At 38.2% G+C, this 20064-nt stretch carries 22 protein-coding genes and 1 riboswitch; of the genes, 18 read left to right on the forward strand and 4 right to left on the reverse strand.

Annotated elements, in window-relative coordinates; genetic code table 11:
* Positions 1–287 precede the first annotated feature (287 nt).
* Positions 288–1943: an S-layer homology domain-containing protein gene (locus AC25Y5_RS00735; protein ID WP_488138644.1), complete on the forward strand. Its 1656-nt coding sequence runs from the start codon at positions 288–290 to the stop codon at positions 1941–1943.
* A 60-nt stretch (positions 1944–2003) separates the two neighbouring features.
* Here the strand turns inward: AC25Y5_RS00735 and AC25Y5_RS00740 are convergent, their stop codons facing one another.
* On the reverse strand, positions 2004–2801 hold the full coding sequence (locus AC25Y5_RS00740; RefSeq protein ID WP_488138645.1) for a histidinol-phosphatase HisJ family protein: 798 nt from the start codon (positions 2799–2801) through the stop codon (positions 2004–2006).
* A gap of 95 nt (positions 2802–2896) precedes the next feature.
* Between AC25Y5_RS00740 and hisZ the strand changes: the two genes are divergently transcribed.
* The 10 genes from hisZ to rlmN all read left to right on the forward strand — a co-directional run bounded on the left by hisZ (position 2897) and on the right by rlmN (position 11782).
* Positions 2897–4129 (forward strand): ATP phosphoribosyltransferase regulatory subunit, encoded by a 1233-nt coding sequence (gene hisZ, locus AC25Y5_RS00745; RefSeq protein ID WP_482099925.1) that lies wholly within the window; start codon positions 2897–2899, stop codon positions 4127–4129.
* A gap of 1 nt (position 4130) precedes the next feature.
* Entirely contained in the window at positions 4131–4757 is a 627-nt protein-coding gene (hisG, locus tag AC25Y5_RS00750; protein ID WP_482099924.1) for an ATP phosphoribosyltransferase, read from the forward strand.
* 6 nt (positions 4758–4763) lie between these two features.
* Entirely contained in the window at positions 4764–6050 is a 1287-nt protein-coding gene (hisD, locus tag AC25Y5_RS00755) for a histidinol dehydrogenase (RefSeq protein ID WP_488138646.1), read from the forward strand.
* Entirely contained in the window at positions 6043–6627 is a 585-nt protein-coding gene (gene hisB, locus AC25Y5_RS00760) for an imidazoleglycerol-phosphate dehydratase HisB (RefSeq protein ID WP_488138647.1), read from the forward strand. The genes hisD and hisB overlap by 8 nt, the downstream gene beginning before the upstream one ends.
* A 53-nt stretch (positions 6628–6680) precedes the next feature.
* Positions 6681–7397, forward strand: a complete 717-nt coding sequence (gene hisA, locus AC25Y5_RS00765; protein WP_488138648.1) for a 1-(5-phosphoribosyl)-5-[(5-phosphoribosylamino)methylideneamino]imidazole-4-carboxamide isomerase — start codon at positions 6681–6683, stop codon at positions 7395–7397.
* The gene (hisF, locus tag AC25Y5_RS00770) at positions 7394–8155 is read left to right on the forward strand and encodes an imidazole glycerol phosphate synthase subunit HisF (protein WP_488138649.1); all 762 of its coding nucleotides are present in this window, start codon (positions 7394–7396) and stop codon (positions 8153–8155) included. The genes hisA and hisF overlap by 4 nt, the downstream gene beginning before the upstream one ends.
* A 2-nt stretch (positions 8156–8157) precedes the next feature.
* The gene (hisIE, locus tag AC25Y5_RS00775) at positions 8158–8799 is read left to right on the forward strand and encodes a bifunctional phosphoribosyl-AMP cyclohydrolase/phosphoribosyl-ATP diphosphatase HisIE (RefSeq protein WP_488138650.1); all 642 of its coding nucleotides are present in this window, start codon (positions 8158–8160) and stop codon (positions 8797–8799) included.
* The gene (gene hisC / locus AC25Y5_RS00780) at positions 8792–9856 is read left to right on the forward strand and encodes a histidinol-phosphate transaminase (RefSeq protein ID WP_488138651.1); all 1065 of its coding nucleotides are present in this window, start codon (positions 8792–8794) and stop codon (positions 9854–9856) included. The genes hisIE and hisC overlap by 8 nt, the downstream gene beginning before the upstream one ends.
* An 81-nt stretch (positions 9857–9937) precedes the next feature.
* Positions 9938–10117 (forward strand): hypothetical protein, encoded by a 180-nt coding sequence (locus tag AC25Y5_RS00785; RefSeq protein WP_488138652.1) that lies wholly within the window; start codon positions 9938–9940, stop codon positions 10115–10117.
* 600 nt (positions 10118–10717) lie between these two features.
* Positions 10718–11782, forward strand: coding sequence for a dual-specificity RNA methyltransferase RlmN (gene rlmN / locus AC25Y5_RS00790; RefSeq protein WP_488138653.1), 1065 nt, complete (start codon positions 10718–10720; stop codon positions 11780–11782).
* Between the two features lie 91 nt (positions 11783–11873).
* On the opposite strand, the gene AC25Y5_RS00795 is transcribed toward rlmN, so the two are convergent.
* The 3 genes from AC25Y5_RS00795 to AC25Y5_RS00805 form a co-directional block, all read right to left on the reverse strand.
* The gene (locus AC25Y5_RS00795; protein ID WP_488138654.1) at positions 11874–12242 is read right to left on the reverse strand and encodes a hypothetical protein; all 369 of its coding nucleotides are present in this window, start codon (positions 12240–12242) and stop codon (positions 11874–11876) included.
* Positions 12243–12385: 143 nt separating this feature from the next.
* Positions 12386–12706 carry a YflT domain-containing protein gene (locus AC25Y5_RS00800; protein ID WP_482105126.1) on the reverse strand — a complete coding sequence of 107 codons (321 nt, stop codon included), beginning with the start codon at positions 12704–12706 and terminating at the stop codon, positions 12386–12388.
* Between the two features lie 84 nt (positions 12707–12790).
* A complete protein-coding gene (locus AC25Y5_RS00805; protein WP_482099912.1) occupies positions 12791–13087 on the reverse strand; it encodes a hypothetical protein in 297 nt (98 codons plus the stop codon).
* 229 nt (positions 13088–13316) lie between these two features.
* Between AC25Y5_RS00805 and AC25Y5_RS00810 the strand changes: the two genes are divergently transcribed.
* The 7 genes from AC25Y5_RS00810 (at position 13317) to AC25Y5_RS00840 (ending at position 19854) form a co-directional block, all read left to right on the forward strand.
* A complete protein-coding gene (locus AC25Y5_RS00810; protein WP_488138655.1) occupies positions 13317–13964 on the forward strand; it encodes a DedA family protein in 648 nt (215 codons plus the stop codon).
* 375 nt (positions 13965–14339) lie between these two features.
* Positions 14340–15086, forward strand: coding sequence for a FixH family protein (locus AC25Y5_RS00815; RefSeq protein ID WP_488138656.1), 747 nt, complete (start codon positions 14340–14342; stop codon positions 15084–15086).
* Positions 15087–15311: 225 nt separating this feature from the next.
* Positions 15312–15773, forward strand: a complete 462-nt coding sequence (locus tag AC25Y5_RS00820) for an S-ribosylhomocysteine lyase (protein WP_488138657.1) — start codon at positions 15312–15314, stop codon at positions 15771–15773.
* Between the two features lie 539 nt (positions 15774–16312).
* Complete coding sequence (locus tag AC25Y5_RS00825; protein ID WP_488138658.1) at positions 16313–18076, forward strand: methyl-accepting chemotaxis protein; 1764 nt, start codon at positions 16313–16315, stop codon at positions 18074–18076.
* 65 nt (positions 18077–18141) lie between these two features.
* On the forward strand, positions 18142–18585 hold the full coding sequence (locus tag AC25Y5_RS00830) for an OsmC family protein (protein ID WP_488138659.1): 444 nt from the start codon (positions 18142–18144) through the stop codon (positions 18583–18585).
* A gap of 296 nt (positions 18586–18881) precedes the next feature.
* Positions 18882–19029: riboswitch (FMN riboswitch) on the forward strand.
* Positions 19030–19088: 59 nt separating this feature from the next.
* Positions 19089–19631 (forward strand): bifunctional diaminohydroxyphosphoribosylaminopyrimidine deaminase/5-amino-6-(5-phosphoribosylamino)uracil reductase RibD, encoded by a 543-nt coding sequence (locus AC25Y5_RS00835; protein WP_488138660.1) that lies wholly within the window; start codon positions 19089–19091, stop codon positions 19629–19631.
* Positions 19579–19854: a RibD family protein gene (locus AC25Y5_RS00840; RefSeq protein ID WP_488138661.1), complete on the forward strand. Its 276-nt coding sequence runs from the start codon at positions 19579–19581 to the stop codon at positions 19852–19854. Before AC25Y5_RS00835 ends, AC25Y5_RS00840 begins: the two co-directional genes overlap by 53 nt.
* Positions 19855–20064: the final 210 nt, after the last annotated feature.

Here is a 20064-nt window from a genome sequence, read left to right on the forward strand (position 1 = left end):
ATATTTAGAACCTTCTACTAAGGATAGTAGAAGGTTTTTTTCTTGCTTATTATTGTATAAAGTTCCCACTCGAAAAATTATATGTAAAAGATTTGTACTATAAGTAAATGGGTATTTACCGATGTCTTTGGCTGATGCACGCTCTTCTTTTGTCTGAGTGGAATTGAAGGGATTAGATGCTATTTGGCGAATTAATTAAAAGTGTTAGTAATTTAAATAAGGAGACTGGACAGTATAATTGTACTAACAAGGAAAGTAGCTGAACAAAATTAGATTGGGGGAAGTACATGAATAAAAATAGGTTTAAACTACCATTACTTTTCGTAGTTGCACTTATTTTCCAGATGGTTGCAGGTCCATTACATTTCTCTGCTGAAGAAGCGAGCGCACTTGATACAAATGCACCGTCTTGGGTAGTACCCGTCGATTATGTGGCACTCGGTGATTCTTTGGCGGCAGGAGTAACTCCAAACAATGAATTAGGGGAAGGCTATACGGATTACCTTGCACAATCAATGCATTCGATTGGTGCATTAAAGTCCTTTAATAAAGGTTTCTCATTTCCAGGGTATACAACAGGAGATATAGTGAAAGACCTTCAGGAGGATGTGACTAAAGATGTTTTCGGTATTGGCTATAATGTGAAGAAGGTTCAACTTCACCAGTCAATAGCAGACGCAGAAGTGATTACAATTAGTGCTGGGGCTAATGATGTATTACCCCTTGTTAAAATAGACTCAGCCACTGGTATTGCAACTGTCGATCAGCAAGCGATGGCAACAGCAATCCAACAAGTAGCACTAAACTATAAACTGATTTTGAAGCAAATTAATAACCTCAATCTAGATGCAAAAGTTTATGTAATGGGCTATTACAATCCTTATCCGTATATGTCCGCTGAAATACAACCATTTCTTGAACAACTTCTTAACTCATTGAATAAAGGTATTGAACTGGGGCTCACGGGATCGACAGCAAAATTTGTACCAACCGGCGAAGTAATTGCTACTGATCACTTGGCTCACGTTCCAAACCCTTACAATATCCACTTGAGTGAACTTGGTTATCAAAAGGTGCAAGATCAATTTTGGACACAGATGCTTACTGCGAATCCATGGATACCAGCTAACAGTCTGGTCGCTGAATCGAGTGAAATTGATTCAGTTAACTTAAATTGGCAGCCTGCGACTGATAATCTAGCAGTGACGGGTTATGAAATTTATAGTGGGACAGAACATATTGCCACAGTAAATGGAGATGTTACGGGTTATAAAATAGAAAATGTGGCTAAAAATACAACGTATTTCTATTCTATTGTAGCTGTCGATCAAGCTGGAAATAAAAGTATCTATAATCCTGTAGTAACAGTCAAGACTAAGGATACAGCGCAATTACTATTCACTGATATAGAAAATAACGGATTGAAATTGTACATTGAACAGGCAGCAGTGAATGGGATTATTAGTGGCTATCCAGATGGTACATTTAAACCCAATCAGAATTTGACTAGAGTACAAGCAGCGGCAATCCTTGTACGTGCACTTAAATTAGAAACAAACGAAGCTGCTCCATTTGGTGATATTAACGGTTATGCTGCACAAACCAAGGCGGAAATTAATGCTGCATATAAATATGGAATTATTAAAGGTGACAAAGGAAACTTTAAACCGAGTGCAGAAGTAACGCGAGCTCAACTTGCATTAATGATTGAACGTGCATCTAAAGTTGTGACAGGTAAGGCATATACAGCTACTAAAAAAGCTCCTTATACTGATTTAGGAAATTATAATGCGGAAACAGTTAATGCCATTTCCATGCTCCATGAATTAAACATTGCAACAGGATTTCAGGGGAAATTCATGCCTAGCAGTTCCACTACACGTGCACAAGCTGCAAAAATAGTTGTGAATTTCACAACTATATTAAAGCCTGTACAGCAATAGAACAGAAAAATAGTCCGTCACATCTTTAGAAGTCAGGATGTGACGGACCGTTTTGTGATTTTATATCAAATTGCTAATGGAATGGAAGGTTGGTTTTTGATCGGTAAACGTAGTGATATACTTGAATCCAGTGGCCTGTAGCAATTCGAGTGATTCACTGAATTGAAATGCAATATCTTCGGGCTTATGTGCATCAGAACCAAGCGTAATTATTTCGCCTCCACATTTTTTATAAAGCTTTAATATATCATCACTTGGCATGCCATTCGCTAATCCATAGCGTACACCAGATGTATTTAGCTCAATACCTTTACCTTCAGGAATGATTATATTGAAAATCTCGGTTATTTCATCATGGAATGGATTATCGCAGGACTTTTGTGTATATCTTTTTACGAGGTCAACATGACCAAGAATGTTAAAACGTTTAAAGTTTTTTACACAGTCCAGCAACTCAGCATAATAAATGCCATATGCTTCCTCTATCGTTTTATTCTCAAAAAACTCTCCGTAATGCATTCCCTTTCTCTCGACCGTATGCATAGAACAGATGACAAAATCGAAAGTTTCGTTATCCATTAAATCTTCATATTTGTTTAATAAATGGGGTTGTACGCCGATTTCGACGCCTTTCTTAATTTCAATAAGTCCCTTATATTTTTTCTGCATTTCTAATAATTTATTTGTGTAATCCAATTTATCAAAATCAAAGACGATTGAATCATCGGGGTATTGATAGTCGATATGTTCAGTAAAACAAACCTCTGTCAATCCTTTTTGAATGGCTCCATCAATCATATCTTCCATTGGAATTGAGCAGTCTCCTGAGAACGAGCTGTGCATGTGATAATCAAACATTAATAATCATTCCTCCTGTTGACAAATCGTAGTTATACCTTTATAGTACTAAATAACTTTAGTCTAGTAAAGCAATAAAGTGAGGGGTGCTAAATTTGGTTAGAAATGAAGTGTATCCGGACAGGATGCTTAGCGAGAACGAGAGATTTGAACGAATCATTAAAACGATAAATAAACGTTTTACAACATACGGCTATAAACGCCTTAAGACATCTGCATTCGAGCAATATGACTTGTATTCAAAAGTGAAGAGTTCAATCAATCAAAATGAAATGATAAAAGTAATCGATCATACTGGACAAGTCTTAGTATTGAGACCCGATGTTACGATTCCGATAACAAAAGAACTTGTACAAAACTTCCCGGGAATTTCGAGTGAGCTTCGCTATTTCTATGTTCAAGAAGTATTTCGCCAGCCATTAGATAATAATGAAAGCATAGAACGGACACAGGCGGGTATTGAATACTTTTGTGAAAGCTCTCCCGAAGCGGATGCAGAAGTAATCGCACTTGCGTGTCACTTAATGAAAGATTTGGGTTTCAACGATATTAAAATTGAACTAGGTCACGCGGGTTTTTTTAACGAAATTATTCAGAGTCTTCCGCTATCTACACCGCAAATTAATCAATTAAAGTCATTGATACAAGCGAAAAACGTTGTGGAAATTGGACCCTTTCTCAAAAAAATGGAAATCGATGACGATGTGAGAGAATTAATCGAACGTATCCCATTTTTATATGGAAATCCTAAGGATGTAAGCGAACGTACTAAAGGAATTGCCTTGACGGATAAAATGCAGGAAACGCTCGATTATTTAATGGATGTCTATAGTATATTGGAAATGTATGGACTGGAACAGTATATCGTCATGGATTTAGGCTTAATTAATCATATGGGCTATTATACAGGCGTTATATTCCAAGGTTATGTCGAGAAATTTGGCAAGCCCGTGTTAATGGGCGGACGTTACGATGAATTAGGAAACGAGTTTGGCGCTTCCCTCCCGGCGATCGGATTTGCTTGCGAAATTGAGTCGTTGGTGAAAGCGACTGATAGCAGGGAAGCTGTATCCCCTTATCCGATTGATATTAAAATCATCTACGAAGATAACGAATTGGAGCAGGCCATAGTTATTGCAAATGACTTAAGGGAACGTAAGTATAGCGTTCTATCATTTTCTGAACAGAAAGAGCTGGCAGATTTACGGCAAAGCGAATACTTGATTCGTTTGGGGCAAGGTCTCAATTCACTTTTATATAAAGATAAAACAACGACATTTTCAGATTTGAATGAGTTACTGGATTTACTTGCAGGAGGATTGAATTGAAATGAACCATTTGACGATTGCGTTGGCAAAGGGACGAACTGCCGACAAAGCATTACTATTTTTTGAAAAAGCGGGAATTCATTTTTCAGACTTTCATGAAAAAAGTAGGAAACTCGTAATCTACGATGACAAAAATACAGTTAAACTCATTTTTGTGAAAGCGGTGGATGTACCGACTTATGTTGAAAAAGGTGCAGCAGACATTGGAATTGTCGGAAAAGATACGATAATGGAGGATCCGGTTGATGTCTATGAATTGCTTGATTTGGGAATAGGAAAATGTCAGTTGGCGGTTGCTGGATTCCCAGATAAACAACTGGAGAGCAGTTCACTATTGACTGTTGCTTCAAAGTATCCAGCCGTAACAAAAGCATATTTTGACAGCAAAGGCATTCGCATTGAAACAATCAAGTTGAATGGTTCGATTGAATTGGCCCCTCTCATCGGTATGGCAGATGTCATTGTTGATATTGTTGAATCAGGTAAGACGCTTAAAGAAAATGGATTGGTCGTATTAGAAGAAATTGCAGATATCAGTGCACGATTAATTGTTAATAAAGCAAGTTACGCTACAAAAACGAGTCAAATCCAGCAATTCATTTCGGACTTAAAAGCCGTATTGGAGTGATAATTCATGAAGATTGTATCATTGAAGCAATATATAGAAGAGAAAGCGCTACACACAACAGGACTAGCATTTGACCTTGAATTTGATCGAACAGTGTTAGGAATTATCGAAGCGGTTCGCAAAGAGGGAGATCAAGCCTTATTAAGTTATACGGCTCAGTTTGACGGTGTCCAACTGGATAACCTGATTGTGACAGCTGAAGAGTTCGCAGAAGCGCAGACGTTGGTTACAGAGTCGTTCATGAGTGCACTCAAAAAAGCGAAACAAAATATTACCGCATTCCATGAAATTCAAAAAGAACAATCATGGTTTATCAATCAAGAACAAGGGATTATGTTAGGCCAGAAAGTGACTCCTTTAAAAAGTGTAGGAATATATGTACCTGGAGGGAAAGCAGCTTATCCATCTACTGTTCTGATGAATGCCATACCGGCAAAAATTGCTGGAGTCGGAAAGATTTCAATGGTCACACCGCCTCAGGCAGATGGCAATGTAAATCCACATGTACTCGTAGCAGCACAAGAAGCTGGTGTTGATATAGTTTATAAAGTCGGTGGGGCACAGGCGATTGCAGCACTAGCGTATGGAACGGAAACGGTAGAAAAAGTCGTGAAAATAACGGGGCCAGGAAATGCATACGTAGCACGGGCTAAAAAATGGGTGTTCGGAGACGTCGCGATCGACATGATTGCAGGTCCAAGTGAAATTTGTGTCATGGCAGATGATAGTGCAATACCGGAATTTGTCGCAGCCGATTTGCTATCACAAGCGGAGCATGATGAAAATGCAACAGCGCTATGTGTGACAACGAGCAGGGGATTTGCTGAGGCACTTCAAAAAGAAGTTTTGCGACAAACCGAAGTCGCAGAACGCAAGAGAATCATCGACGTTTCTATTAAGAGTAATGGAAGAATTATTTTGGTTGAATCAATAGAAGAAGCTTTTGATTTTGTAAACGAGATCGCCCCGGAACATCTGCAGTTAATGGTTGAAAATCCGTTAGAGCAATTACCCTTCATACACAATGCAGGGGCAATCTTTTTAGGAAACTATTCACCTGAGGCTTTGGGCGATTATATGGCTGGTCCAAATCATACATTACCGACAAGTGGGACATCCGCATTTTCTTCTCCATTAGGTGTCTATGACTTTATGAAGAAATCAAGTATCATTCATTATACAAAGCAGGCACTACAAGATGTTTCAGACGACATTATAGCACTTGCAAATGCTGAAGGATTAACAGCTCATGCAAATTCAATTCAAGTTAGGAAGGCGGATAAGAATGCGTAGAAAAATGATTTCAAGACAGACTGCTGAAACCAAGATTAATTTGGATTTTGCGATTGATGGAACTGGTAAAGGGAACATTAATACAGGGGTTGGCTTTTTCGATCATATGCTGACACTGTTTACGAATCATGGACGATTTGATTTGACAGTTGATTGTGATGGTGACATTGAAGTTGACCAGCATCACTCGGTCGAAGATATTGGTATCGTTTTGGGACAGGCATTTTACGAGAGTATCGGATCAAAGGAAGGCATCGAACGCTATGCAACGGTGTCAACCCCGATGGACGAAGCGTTGTCCACGGTATCCATTGATATTAGTGGTCGTCCGTTTTTCGTGTATAACGTAGAAGGATTGAAAGACAAAGTGGGAGAATTCGACACGGAGCTTGTAGAAGAGTTTTTTCATGCTTTTACAAGTCATGCCAAAGTGACATTGCATATTAATTTGCAGTACGGGAAAAACAGTCACCACATTATCGAATCAATATTTAAAGGATTTGGACGTGCTTTGCGTGTAGCGAGTACGATCAACCCGGATGTAAAAGGAGTTCCATCAACAAAGGGAATGCTGTAAAAACAGTACCGTACTTTATTTAGACATATCTACTACAAATAGGAGGAGAAGGCATGATTTTATTTCCTGCAATTGATATTCGTAATGGTAAGTGTGTTCGGTTAATTCAAGGTGATTATGACCAGGAGATTATCTATAATGATTCACCTACAGAGATGGCAAAGGAATGGGAAAGACAAGGTGCCGAGTACATACACGTTGTAGATTTAGATGGAGCTAAAACAGGAAATTCTTTAAATCTGGAAGCAATCCAGGCGATTGCTAAAAGTGTAGCGATACCAGTTCAAGTAGGTGGCGGTATACGGAACATGGAAATCATTGACGCACATATTGCGGCGGGCGTTAGTCGAGTAATAATTGGAACTGCTGCAATTCAGGACAAACCATTTTTAAAGCAAGCTGTAGAAAAGTATGGGGACAAAATTGCAGTTTCCATCGATGCTAGATTAGGAATGGTAGCAACGGACGGCTGGACGGAAACGAGTGATGTGTCGGCTGTTGACTTGTTACATGAATTGGAGCTAATTGGCATTAAAACGGTCATTTACACAGATATTATGAAAGATGGTATGATGCAAGGCCCTAACTTTCAAGAACTAGAATTAATGGACAAAGCATCTTCCATTAATATTGTGGCGTCAGGCGGCGTTTCTACAGAGAATGACATCGCTCAGTTAGAGGACCTCGATTTATATGGTGCAATTATCGGTAAAGCGTTATATGAAGGTAAAATCTCTTTAGAAAAAGTATTAGGGGGAAGTAGAGGATGACAAACAATCGAATTATACCATGCCTCGATTTTGATAACGGTAAAGTTGTTAAGGGTAAAAAGTTTTTAGAAGTTCAAGAAGTTGCGGATCCACTAACATTAGCGAAGAAATATGTGGCTGATGGCGCAGATGAACTTGTATTTTATGACATAGCAGCTTCAACAAAAAACCGTCCAATGTTCCTAGACCTAATTGCACAAATTGCAAAAGAAGTTCCAGTGCCATTTATTGTAGGAGGCGGCATCAGGACAATTGAAGATATCCAGAAGGTATTTGATGCAGGTGGGAATAAAGTATCCATCAATAGTGCAGCGCTAATCGATTCAACTTTAATAGAAGAGGCAGCAAAAAGATTCGGTTCTGAACGAATTATTTTATCGATGGATGTGAATGAAGTGGGACCTTCTAAATGGTCCGTCTTCTCAAATGGTGGCATGAAAGACACAGGTATAGATGCTATTGAATGGGCAAAGCAAGCTGAAAAGTGGGGCGCAGGTGAACTGGTAGTTAATAGTATCGGTGAAGACGGAGTGAAAGACGGCTATAATCTCGAATTGACAAGAACAATTGCTGAAGCAGTTAGTATCCCTGTCATTGCAAGTGGTGGGGCGGGAACGCCTGAACACTTCCACACTGTTTTAACAGAAGGAAAAGCCAACGCTGCACTTGCCGCATCTGTATTTCATTTCGAAGACATTAATATAGGTGAATTAAAAACATATTTAGCTAACAAAAATACCTCCGTTGGGAATGAGTAACTATGACAATACAAATCGACAAGATTTCGTTTGACGAAAATGGATTGATTCCTGCCGTTGTTCAAGATGACCGCACTGGAAATGTACTAATGCTCGCATATATGAATAAGGAAGCGTTGCAAAAGACCATTGAAACGAAGGAGACGTGGTTTTACAGCAGGTCACGGAGAGAGCTTTGGAACAAAGGGGCTACTTCTGGCAATCGTCAACTAGTTAAAAGTCTCGCATTGGATTGTGATAGTGATTCCATATTGGTTCAAGTTGCGCCTGTGGGTCCAGCTTGTCATACGGGGGAAGTTACTTGTTTTCATAAGCCGGTTTTCGAAGAAAAATTATCGGCTCGATCCATTGTTCATGAAATAATAGATGAAATAAAAAATCGACGCGCCAATCCTGTAGAAGGTTCATACACAACGTACCTATTCCGCGAAGGATTAGATAAGATTTTGAAGAAAGTCGGGGAAGAAACAACCGAAGTTGTCATTGGTGCAAAAAATCGTGATAAAGCTGAAGTGACAAGTGAACTTGCTGACTTGACGTACCACTCACTTGTGCTGATGGAAGAGTTAGGTGTAACTGTTGAAGACGTCAAAAAAGAATTGACAAATAGAAGACCTAAAAGTGAAGTACTTCGGGATGAGTAAGTTTTGGAGCACGATGGCGAAAAGAACAGAACCCTATATTCCCGGGGAGCAGGTAGAACAACCCAATATCGTTAAATTGAATACAAATGAAAATCCGTATCCTCCAAGTCCAAATGTATCGATTGCTATCCAGGAGGAGATGGCGCGCAACCTTCAATTGTATCCATCACCTACAGCGACGGAACTCTGTGAAACGATAGGACAGCACTATAATCTTTCTACTGATGAAATATTTGTAGGCAATGGCTCTGACGAAGTATTAGCATTCTCTTTTATGGCATTTTTCGAACCAGGTAAGCTGATTCGCTTTCCTGATGTAACCTATAGTTTTTATCCTGTGTATGCAAAGTTATTTGATATTCCCTATGAAGAAATTCCATTGAATAAAGATTTTACATTGTCTGCAAAAGATTATTTTGACTCGGAGGGCGGTGTCATTTTACCGAACCCGAATGCACCTACCAGTATTTATGCTGAGCTTGAAGTGATTGAAGAAATTATCCGAAAAAACCCGAATCAAGTAGTTATCATTGATGAAGCGTATATTGATTTTGCTTCAACATCAGCAACCGAGTTGATTCGGAAATATAATAATGTACTCGTCATTCAAACGACATCAAAATCGCGTTCACTTGCTGGTTTACGTGTCGGTTTTGCAATGGGTTCGCCTTCTTTGATCGAAGCATTGATACGAATTAAAGACTCATTCAATTCTTATACCTTGGATCGGCTAGCATTAGTCGGTGCTAAGGCGGCATTTGAAGATGTACCTTATTTTACTAAAACAGTGGAAAAAATAATTGCTACGCGTGAAAAAACGCTAGAGCTATTGAATCAGCTTAACTTCAAGACCTTGCCTTCACAAGCGAACTTTGTTTTCACAACTCATAGAACAGTTCCTGCAGAAATTCTTTATAAAGAATTAAAAAAAGAAAATATACTAGTCAGGTATTTTAATAAACCTGGAATTGACAATTATTTACGCATTACAATTGGTACAGATGAGCAAATGGAGCAATTAATTGATAAGTTGGTCAAAATTATCAACTCATATTGAACTACTTGATGCGAAAACGAAATAATTTGGTGAAGTGTGTATTGAAACTGATATAGTTGTGTTAACAAAGGAGGTTCTGTCATGGGATCTAAATACATTGATCTTGCACTTATCGCATTTATGGGTTATTTCGCATTTACACGTTTTTCAAGTGGACAAACCGGCTTCGGCATTTTCTTCACGGTTCTTGCGCTATTGAACATTTTAACACTTGTAATGAAAATCAATAAAGAAAAAGAAACAAATAAAGATGTTCGATGAATAGGAAATAAACAACGAAGATTGACTAGTCACCCTCTAAGGAACATTGAGGGGGCTAGTCTTTTTAACTTTATTTAACAGGCGTCATTTAGGAGTGTGGATTGTAGACCGCTTGGCGCTTGGGGATGCCTCTCACCGTAAGCCTGGATTAATGCTTCGCATACAGTCTAAGGGCTTCGGCTACACCTTTGCCGCGCCTGCGCTGGAGTTTTCCATTATTGAAATTGATTTTGAGATTTATAGACTGAGATTATAATGTGATTACTATTTGATACTAATATCATTGAAGAAAGATGCACTACAGGCTACAGGACTTATCCCTGATAACGAAATGTGTTTCCCTACATAGAGACCATCCAGCGAAGGCGCGACTTCGCGGGAGGCATCCACAAAGCGCTGAAGCGGGATTAGTAGGATCTCTTATTCATTTCATCTATCTATACTGTTGTAAAATGCATTCATAGTGGAACCGTCGGTGAATGCGGAAAACTAGGTGGTTTTTTAATAAATAAAAAACTCAGTAAATTAAATTAGTTGTTCCAATTTCTAATTTCATGTAGTATAATGTTAAGATTGCATTTTTTGAAATGAGGATAATTAATGAAAAACTCGATATATGGTCTTACGATTGATCAACTAACAGAATGGTTACTGGAACAAGGGCAGAAAAAATTCCGTGCCGCACAAATTTGGGACTGGTTATATAAAAAACGAGTAACAAATTTTGCAGACATGAAAAATATTAATACAGAATGTATAGATCTGCTTGAAGCAAATTACTACATCCAATCATTGGAACAGACTGTTAAGCAGGAATCAGAAGATGGGACAATCAAATTTCTATTCAAAATGCAAGATGGCAACTTGATTGAAACTGTTTTGATGAAATTCCCTTACGGTCAATCGGTTTGTGTAACGACACAAGTCGGCTGTAATATCGGTTGTAGCTTCTGTGCAAGCGGATTGCTGAAAAAGAGCCGTGATTTAAGCGCAGGGGAAATTGTTGAGCAAATCATGGAAGTGCAGCATCACCTCGATGCCAAAGCTGAAGAGGAGCGTGTAAGTCATATTGTTGTAATGGGAATCGGCGAACCATTTGATAATTACTCAAATCTGATGGATTTCCTACGTGTTGTCAACGACCAAAAAGGTCTTTCAATTGGTGCGCGTCATATTACCGTTTCAACAAGTGGAAATCCTCAAAAAATCAGAGAATTTGCGAATGAAAATATTCAGATTAACTTAGCAGTTTCACTGCACGCACCAAACAATGAACTTCGAACACGTGTTATGAAAATTAACAAAGCGTTCCCGCTTGAAAAATTGATGGATTCTGTTGATTATTATTTGGAAACAACAAACCGCAGAATTACGTTTGAATATATTATGTTATCAGACGTGAATGATCACATTGCGGAAGCACAACAATTAGCAAAACTGCTTGAAGATAAACGTCACCTGTCATATGTTAACTTGATTCCCTACAATCCGGTTGACGAACATGACCAGTATCGCCGTAGCACACCAGAGGCGATAAAAGCATTTTATGAAACGCTTAAGAGAAAAGGTATAAATTGCGGTGTCCGTCTTGAACAGGGTACAGACATTGATGCGGCATGTGGCCAGTTAAGAAGTAAGCAGATTAAGAAAGAAAAAACTGTCTAATATAGGTAAAAAAAGACACATCCATTAAATTGGATGTGTCTTTTTGATTCCGAAATGGAAAATCCGATGAATCTCGTATTTATGAAATTGATTATTTATTTTTACGCATTAAAATCACGATAAACTGTACGATAAAGGCTAGTCCCAAACCGAAGGAAGAAATGATGAATAAAGACAGAATTCCAAGTGCGTCACCCATATTATTGGGGTTTATTAGTAAACTACGGAAAAACTCTACAAAACCGATTACAACAGCAACCATAAATATCCTAAAAGCTATCTTCAAATGGTAAAATAATAGTAAAAAAGAAAATGTACCAATGATTAACCCAAAAATACCGAACGTTAAGTAGTTCGTAAAGACAAGTGTTTGGCCTAGGATAGTACGTACACCTAATATAAGAAGGACAAAACTCGTAAGTCCAGTAAAAAAACCAATCTTCCACAACTTATTCAACATAAACCGCACCCGCTTTCATTAAACATCATATCGAATAATGGGGCTCAAATGCCAATAAAAGCATTGTAAGGCTAAATCATTTTCTAAGCTATGAAAAAATCTCAATCCCCAACGAAGGGAATTGAGATTGGATATTTCTTTAATTATTTCTTTGCAATAAGGATTAGTTTACCTTGATCAAGTTCTTCTTCGGCAGAAGCAGCTTGTTCTTTTGTAAGACCTGCACCTTCCATTTTGCTGCGAAGTTCATCGCCACGGGAAGAGAACATATTCTTCATGCTATCCAAGAAACCTTGTTCTTTCATACCGACGGTTTCTGTATCGAGTGCATCAGTAATGTGGTCGCTTCTTTTTTTGTCATGTGCGAAAATATAAATATCATCATGTGTATATCCTTGTGTAACCAACTCATCGATTTCTTTCTTTGCCTGAATGGCGTTTTCAACAGTTTTTTTAATAGTCATTATAAAATCCCTCCATTTTTTTATCTCTATCTTTATATACCTTCAACAGGGGGAAACTAAACAAAATTTTTAAAAAGGGAATGATTACCTCCGTAAATTTTTATACGTCAGAATGAAGTGAGTCGGATTTGTATCGACTTCATAGGAAAAGACACCTTGTGTTGTGTGTAAATAGAAAAAACCGTTTCCACTGGAAAAGGGTTTGTATGACATGTCATGTACATGGTCTAATTTAAAAGTGTGTTGTGCTGTTGAAATCGTATCATTATATAAATGGATTTGGTGAACAGTACGACTTGTTTTTTGGTCGTACCAACCCATAATACGTTCGACTATAATATATGTAAGAGTTGAAACGCTTTGTGTGTCTTTGTCATTCATTGTGATGCCTCCAAGCTTTAGTTTGAACATAATATGTAATATCTAAGCATATTGTAACAGAATTGTATTCAAATGATGATAAAAGTAAATTGGGTTATTGTTTAAATTAGCTTGTACCATAAGATCTAATTCTATTACACTTCGTGACAATTTCAGTTGAAAGAAGTATGATGAATGAGGTTGTGCCCATCAGTTTATCTGATAAATAAATTTGAAAGCGAGTTTGTGAATGACTATAATTCAAAATCTAATCAACTTCATATTGCATATAGACCAGCACTTGGTTGAAATTATTCAGAACTTCGGCGTTTGGTCTTATGCAATTGTATTTTTAATCGTGTTTGTTGAAACAGGTCTTGTGATTTTCCCTTTTTTGCCAGGTGATTCATTACTGTTTGCAAGCGGTGCGCTTGCAGCGATGGAAGCATTCAATATCGTCGTTCTACTCAGTGGCTTCTTTATAGCGGCAGTCATTGGCGACACAGTGAATTATCACATAGGTATGAAAGTTGGAATGACAATTAAGCCGGGCAGTTTTATGGGGAAATTAATTAATCAGGATAAGATGAATAAAGCTGAGAATTTCTTTAATAGGCACGGTGGAAAAACAATTGTAATCGCACGTTTTATGCCTTTTGTTCGTACGTTCGTTCCTTTTGTAGCAGGTGCTAGCAGGATGAACTACCGTTATTTCTTAATTTACAATATTATAGGCGCAGCGTTATGGGTAGGGATATGTACAATGGCAGGCTACTTCTTCGGTAATATACCTATTATTAAAGAAAACTTTTCTACTGTTATATTATTAATTATTTTTATATCAGTTTTGCCTGCTATTATTAGTATTGTAAAGAGTCGCTCTCGAAAAAAATACTAACAACGAAACACCTCCTGATTCTAATATCAGGAGGTGTTTTTGGAAATTCAATTTAACAAAAACAGTTTGGACCCGTGCGAAAAGCTCACTAGGTAAAAAGAGCTTTTCGATAGAGTTGTCACTGCCAAATTTAAGTCCTTGAATTTACCCCATTCATCTTCTTTTCTATAAACATGCGAATCAGTTCCCTCATTTGCTGTTCATCGCTATAATTATAATGGTGGGTGAATTCAAGATAGGACCTTATTTCAATATAATCATTATTTCCAATAGATATGAAAAACCTGTGAAACGTATTATCTCACAATAAGTTCTAACTAATCATTTACTAACATAGCGAACTACGATAAGTAAAAAGACAACGGGGGGATTTCAATGAAGAGAAAAATTGGAGTGGTATTGGCTGTACTTGTGTTACTAACAATGGCAGCATGCGGTAAAGAGGATGCTGTGAAAAAAGACGCAGCAGGAATAGCACTACCACTTAAAGTAGACCTTACTGTTACAGAAGAGGTTGAAGTGAATGGAACTGTAGAAATGTCTGCTGTCGTTACACAGGGTGAAGACAAAATAGATGATGCAGATGAAGTTGTATTCGAAATCTGGGAAGAAGGTAAAAAAGACGCTAGTGAAAAAGTTGAATCAACAAACGACGAGAATGGAATATACTCAGCAGAAAAAACATTTAATCATGATGGACTGTTCCATATTCAAGTCCATGTAACAGCGAGAGGCTTGCACACAATGCCCGTGAAAGAAGTTACAGTTGGTGACGGCGGGCATTATGAAAAGGCAGCTGAAGGAGAAGTTGAAAATCACCACGCAGACGGATTTTCGATGGACTTTATGGAACGTGAAAATATAAAGTCGGGCGAGGATAATGAATTCATCGTGAACTTGCAATTTGATGGAGAGCCATTTGAAAAAGCGCGTGTACGTTTTGAAATCTGGGATGACGCTAATCCTGACAAACATGATTGGATAGATGCGGAAGAAAAAGTTGCCGGCGAGTATTCAATAACTTACAAATTCACAGAATCAGGCTCACATAAAATACAAATTCATGTAGAAGACGATAATGAATTACATGAGCACGAAGAACATTCAATTGAAGTTATGTAATAAGTAAGAGTAGGCCTCCCTGACGATGTTAAGGGGGCTTGTTTTTATTTGCAAATTAATCAAGGGGGAAAATGACTTTACATGATTTATTTCCCCCCAAGAAGTATTGTGTTATTTCAACTATTCTGATAGCTAATAAATCCTTTTTATGATATAAATAGTAATAACATTTATATCTTGTGGTAAACAGATAGGAATTCAATAGATAATGAGAGGGAGATAAAAATGAAAATGAATGTTGAAAGTTTTAACTTAGATCATACAAAAGTTGCGGCACCGTACGTGCGATTAGCAGGTGTTAAGCAAGGGACCCATGGTGATGAAGTGTATAAATACGATATTCGTTTCAAACAACCGAACAAAGAGCATATGAAAATGGATGCCCTTCATTCTATTGAACATATAATGGCTGAAAATATTCGAAACCATTCGGATAATGTTGTCGACCTAAGTCCCATGGGTTGCCAAACAGGTTTTTACTTATCCGTTATTAATCATGATGATTTTGACGATATTCTAATTGTGTTAGAAAAGACGTTGGAAGATGTACTCACAGCAACAGAGGTTCCAGCTTGCAATGAAGTGCAGTGTGGTTGGGCTGCAAGCCATAGCCTGGAAGGGGCAAAAGGATTGGCGAAAGAAATGCTTGAGAAAAAAGATGAGTGGCGTCAAGTGTTCGCTGAATAAAGGGTTTTTTTACTATGTAAAAATACGCATCTGACGATGAACTAATGAAAACCAGTAAATAACTTGATCACACACTAGGTACTACTTGTATATGTGCTTTTGGTTCGCTTTGAATTGAACAAGTTTTATACGCTTATCGAGAGGTCTAAGTAAGTAGGGGATGCGACAAATTCGCATCCCCTACTTACTTTTTCGGTAATCTAATGAAGTTTGTTCATCCGTCGCTCTCCCAAGGAACGCGGCAGGCAATTAGTCACAACGGGATGCCACACTCGCCCCTAAGTAAAAGTGTCGTTATAATTTGCCGAAAGCGGGCAGAGAATAGTCCAGTGAAAAAGGTGGTTTTAAAGCCCTGATGTTCCATGCAAGTAATCAACAGATAAATCTTCAATACGTAATCTTTTCAGTGAACTATTTATCATCATTAACGTAAATCCTTCAAAAATTACAGAAACTTTACACAACTTTTACAGGGTTTTTACATGCTTGTGAGAAAATTGAGTATAAATTCCTGTGAGGTGCTTGTTGAGATGAGGCGAATGGTACAAGAAAAGGCTGTTTGGAGTAAAAGAATTAAATTTTTTAAAATGGGCTCGTCCCTTTTTAAAAAAGTGAAAAGGAAAGTCTTTTCATTAAGGCTAACAACCATCTCATTTAAATTGCGACTTCTAGTTGTAATTTTAGCTATCTTACTAGTATCTACCATTACGATAGGGTTGACAGCATATGAAAAAATGAAAACCAGCACGATTAATCTTGTATCTTCACACTTGGAACGAGAAGTGACAATTGTCAACGATATGGCGAAAACATTGATGTTAGTGCATGTAGGTAATCAAGAAAACTTTATGAAAGAGCTTGAGGGAGTCATAAAAAGGCAACATGTTTCACTAACGCAAGATGGTTATAATCCAACTATATTTTACGGTAAGGATGATCAACTGATACCTTTTGCTGTTAATGGAAATTCAACTCTGAAGTTGTCTAATCAAATCGCAGAAAAAATTAGTAAAGAAGGAAAAGGTATTTTACATGAAACAATTCAGGGGAATCCATATACCATTAGCTTTTTCCGTATTCAAGAATTAGGCGGAGAATATGTTATTGTCGTTCCAGACAGCGATTACTTATCTGATACGAGAGAAATGAGTAAGGTAATTTATGTGTCAATCCTACTTGCATTAATTATTGCATTACTAGTCATTACACCAACGATTCACCGAATGACGAAACCAATAACTGTATTACAACAAAAAATGCAAATGGTCAGAGAGGGAGACTTAAGTGTCAACCTATCGATTCAATCAACTACACCCGAATTTCATTCCCTTATAAAAAGTTTCCAGATGATGATCAACAATATGTCTCAGATGCTAGTGGAAATTAAAAACACCAGTACACAATTAGCGCAGACCGGGAGTCACTTAAATGAGAATTCAAATACACTTCTAACGAAAAACGATTATTTAAAAGTTCAAGTTTCGGAGTTAGAGAAGATTGCATCGGAGACAGTTTCAGTTTCAGTATCTCAGCAACAAGCTTTTCAGCATATGAAAATGCAAATGGGTGTAATGTTCAATAAAATGGACGAAGTATTTCAAGTGGCAACAGTTACGGAGCAAGTCGTAAAAGCTGGAGAGGATTCGACAATCGAAGCTGCTAATAGTATGCATACCTTCTTTGATAGTATGAAAAGCGTCATTCAAACGATTGATGCTTTACAAAAAAAGTTCTTGTCTGTATCACAAGTTGTTACGACAATTGACAAAATTACGAACCAAACACGCATGCTTGCATTAAATGCGAAAATTGAAGCATCAAGAGCTGGAAATGCAGGAGCAGGTTTCATAGTAGTAGCGAACGAGGTACAACGTTTAGCGGAGCAATCTGCCAATGCAACAGAAGAAATAAAAGGAACGATTTCTGAAATGGAACAATCTGTTGATAATTCTACTGCTTACATAGAAAAAATGAAACAGAAAGCGACGGCTTTTGAGAGCATGACTTATGAAAATAGTGAGAATTTTAAAGAAGCTACAAATCATATTCGACTATTGGATCAAAAGTTGTTCATTATGAAAGAACAATTAGACTTATTGGAAAGCGGCCTACCCTTGTTGGAACAATCTACGCAACAAGTGGGAAATGTTTCAAAGAAAAATAAGAGTAATGCAGTGCTAATGATACAGGCGTTTCAGGAGCAAGTCGAAGCGATGCAAGAAGTTGAGAAAACGGGAGCAGAGCTATCCTTACTTTCAGATAAGCTATTGGAAAATGCCAATCAATTTAATACTACGAATTGAGACTGAAGTGTAAAATAGAATTGTACAGATGATTACAGCAACAAAATATAAGGGGGGCATACACGATGGCAGAACATCACTTTTATTTGAAAGCGGATTGGCCAGGTTTACGAAATGATATCGGAACGATTGACACGGGGAATTTGAAGACAACAGTGTCAATACCTCCTGAAATGGATGGTCCAGGAGTAGGTACAAACCCTGATGAAATGTTATTAGGAGCAGCCGCGACATGCTATATTATTACGCTCGCTGCGATGATGGAACGCAGTAAGCTTGAAAAGGAAGCGTTGACAATGGAGTCTGTGGGGATTGTCGATGTAACAAACGGTGTCATTACATACAAAAAGATTATACATAAACCCCAAATCGTTTTGAAACTGGATGCGACTGAAAAGGATGAAGCACTTGCTTATAAACTTGCGGAAAAGGCAGAAACATCCTGTATGATTAGCCGGGCGATAAAAGGAAATGTTGAAATTGAATTGAAAGCGAAAGTGGTAAAATAAAATCTTCATTCACAACAGGGGGTGCTGACTTTAGTCCAGAGGCACCACTCGAAGCTTAGATAGCATTAAACTTCAACGCATATCCTGGAAGTCCGTTGGTAAATTTGAAGAACTTGGCGTAAGTAGGAAGGTTTCAAAATTTGGTCTAGTTGTTCCGTAATACATTGATATCGATTCGATTGGAGACTTAAAAGAATAAGGACAATGATGACTGAGACTCAGTTCCGTTTTGAAACGAACTGAGTTTTTTTGTTTTTTTTATAAAAGTATGTTAACTTTAAATCGGTACGTATAAACAAACTCTTCGGGGCAAGGTGAAATTCCTTACCGACGGTGATCGAGCATAGCTCGTAAGTCCGTGACCCGTCCTTCTTCGTTTGGAAGGCGGTGGAGCTGGTGAAATTCCGGCACCGACAGTTACAGTCTGGATGGGAGAAGTGTTTTGGCTATACGTACTATGCTTGCAAGCTCTGCCCTTTCAAATAGTGAAAGGGGGAATGCAAATGAAACCTCAACATTATATGAGAGTTGCTCTTGAACTGGTGCGAACTGCACAGGGACAAGCCTCGCCGAATCTACTCGTCGGTGCTGTTTGTGCGAAAGACGGTCGGATATTAGGGACCGGTGCACATTTGCGAGCTAGACCTTATACAGAAGTGCAGGCACTGACGATGACAGGTTTGAATTCTGTTGGTGCAGATCTATACTTGGCACTAGAACAGTTTTTCCATAGTTGGAAAACACTTTCGTGTACAGAACTACTTAGGTCGTCAGGAATTCAACGTTTCTTTGTTGCGTCTTTCCATCCGAATCCTTCCGTCAATGGAACAGGAGTCGGGCTTCTTAAAGTAGCGAGAATCGATGTCATCTCCGGCATTTTACAACAAGAGGCAGAGCAGTCAAAACAAGCATTTTTGTATTTTAGCAAATACGGGACACCATACGACACCTTGAAAGCCGCCGCAACTCTTGACGGTAGACTTTCAACGCAAAATGGGGACAGCAAATGGATTACTTATTATCCATCACCTCCGCAATATCCATGATGCTATTTTGGTTGGCGTACAAACCGTACTTCACAATAACCCTTTCCTCACCACCCGTTTGCCCCATGGTGGAAAGAATCCAATTCGAACTATTTTAGAACGGTATCTCAGGACGCCCAAAACAGCTAATGTCGTAACTGACTGCGCTACAGAAACATTTTTTTCACACTCGATTCACCTGAGTCGGAACCTGCTTTTTCGAACATCCTCTCGATTCAATTGAAAGGATTTCGGAAAATGTACCTTTTTTGAATGTAATTTTAAATCGTCATGTAAAGATTATAAGCATGAAGTTGTTTGTCGAAGGCGACATCCGTTTCCTTTGCAGTTGCATCACTGAAGACTTGGCGGATGAACTGTATTTGTAACTGGCACCGAAATTGACTGGCAATAGGCATCTATTTTTGTGGACGACACGCAGAACTGGATAGCG

It is taken from the genome of Sporosarcina sp. Y1011 (genome assembly GCF_057669885.1).

Excerpts from the sequence above, each read along its gene's own strand:
- AC25Y5_RS00735 (WP_488138644.1), top strand. The coding sequence starts at position 288 with ATGAATAAAAATAGGTTTAAACTACCATTACTTTTCGTAGTTGCACTT.
- AC25Y5_RS00740 (WP_488138645.1), bottom strand. The coding sequence starts at position 2,801 with ATGTTTGATTATCACATGCACAGCTCGTTCTCAGGAGACTGCTCAATT.
- hisG (WP_482099924.1), top strand. The coding sequence starts at position 4,131 with ATGAACCATTTGACGATTGCGTTGGCAAAGGGACGAACTGCCGACAAA.
- hisD (WP_488138646.1), top strand. The coding sequence starts at position 4,764 with ATGAAGATTGTATCATTGAAGCAATATATAGAAGAGAAAGCGCTACAC.
- hisB (WP_488138647.1), top strand. The coding sequence starts at position 6,043 with ATGCGTAGAAAAATGATTTCAAGACAGACTGCTGAAACCAAGATTAAT.
- hisA (WP_488138648.1), top strand. The coding sequence starts at position 6,681 with ATGATTTTATTTCCTGCAATTGATATTCGTAATGGTAAGTGTGTTCGG.
- hisF (WP_488138649.1), top strand. The coding sequence starts at position 7,394 with ATGACAAACAATCGAATTATACCATGCCTCGATTTTGATAACGGTAAA.
- hisIE (WP_488138650.1), top strand. The coding sequence starts at position 8,158 with ATGACAATACAAATCGACAAGATTTCGTTTGACGAAAATGGATTGATT.
- hisC (WP_488138651.1), top strand. The coding sequence starts at position 8,792 with ATGAGTAAGTTTTGGAGCACGATGGCGAAAAGAACAGAACCCTATATT.
- AC25Y5_RS00785 (WP_488138652.1), top strand. The coding sequence starts at position 9,938 with ATGGGATCTAAATACATTGATCTTGCACTTATCGCATTTATGGGTTAT.
- rlmN (WP_488138653.1), top strand. The coding sequence starts at position 10,718 with ATGAAAAACTCGATATATGGTCTTACGATTGATCAACTAACAGAATGG.
- AC25Y5_RS00795 (WP_488138654.1), bottom strand. The coding sequence starts at position 12,242 with ATGTTGAATAAGTTGTGGAAGATTGGTTTTTTTACTGGACTTACGAGT.
- AC25Y5_RS00800 (WP_482105126.1), bottom strand. The coding sequence starts at position 12,706 with ATGACTATTAAAAAAACTGTTGAAAACGCCATTCAGGCAAAGAAAGAA.
- AC25Y5_RS00805 (WP_482099912.1), bottom strand. The coding sequence starts at position 13,087 with ATGAATGACAAAGACACACAAAGCGTTTCAACTCTTACATATATTATA.
- AC25Y5_RS00810 (WP_488138655.1), top strand. The coding sequence starts at position 13,317 with ATGACTATAATTCAAAATCTAATCAACTTCATATTGCATATAGACCAG.
- AC25Y5_RS00815 (WP_488138656.1), top strand. The coding sequence starts at position 14,340 with ATGAAGAGAAAAATTGGAGTGGTATTGGCTGTACTTGTGTTACTAACA.
- AC25Y5_RS00820 (WP_488138657.1), top strand. The coding sequence starts at position 15,312 with ATGAAAATGAATGTTGAAAGTTTTAACTTAGATCATACAAAAGTTGCG.
- AC25Y5_RS00825 (WP_488138658.1), top strand. The coding sequence starts at position 16,313 with ATGGTACAAGAAAAGGCTGTTTGGAGTAAAAGAATTAAATTTTTTAAA.
- AC25Y5_RS00830 (WP_488138659.1), top strand. The coding sequence starts at position 18,142 with ATGGCAGAACATCACTTTTATTTGAAAGCGGATTGGCCAGGTTTACGA.
- AC25Y5_RS00835 (WP_488138660.1), top strand. The coding sequence starts at position 19,089 with ATGAAACCTCAACATTATATGAGAGTTGCTCTTGAACTGGTGCGAACT.
- AC25Y5_RS00840 (WP_488138661.1), top strand. The coding sequence starts at position 19,579 with ATGGGGACAGCAAATGGATTACTTATTATCCATCACCTCCGCAATATC.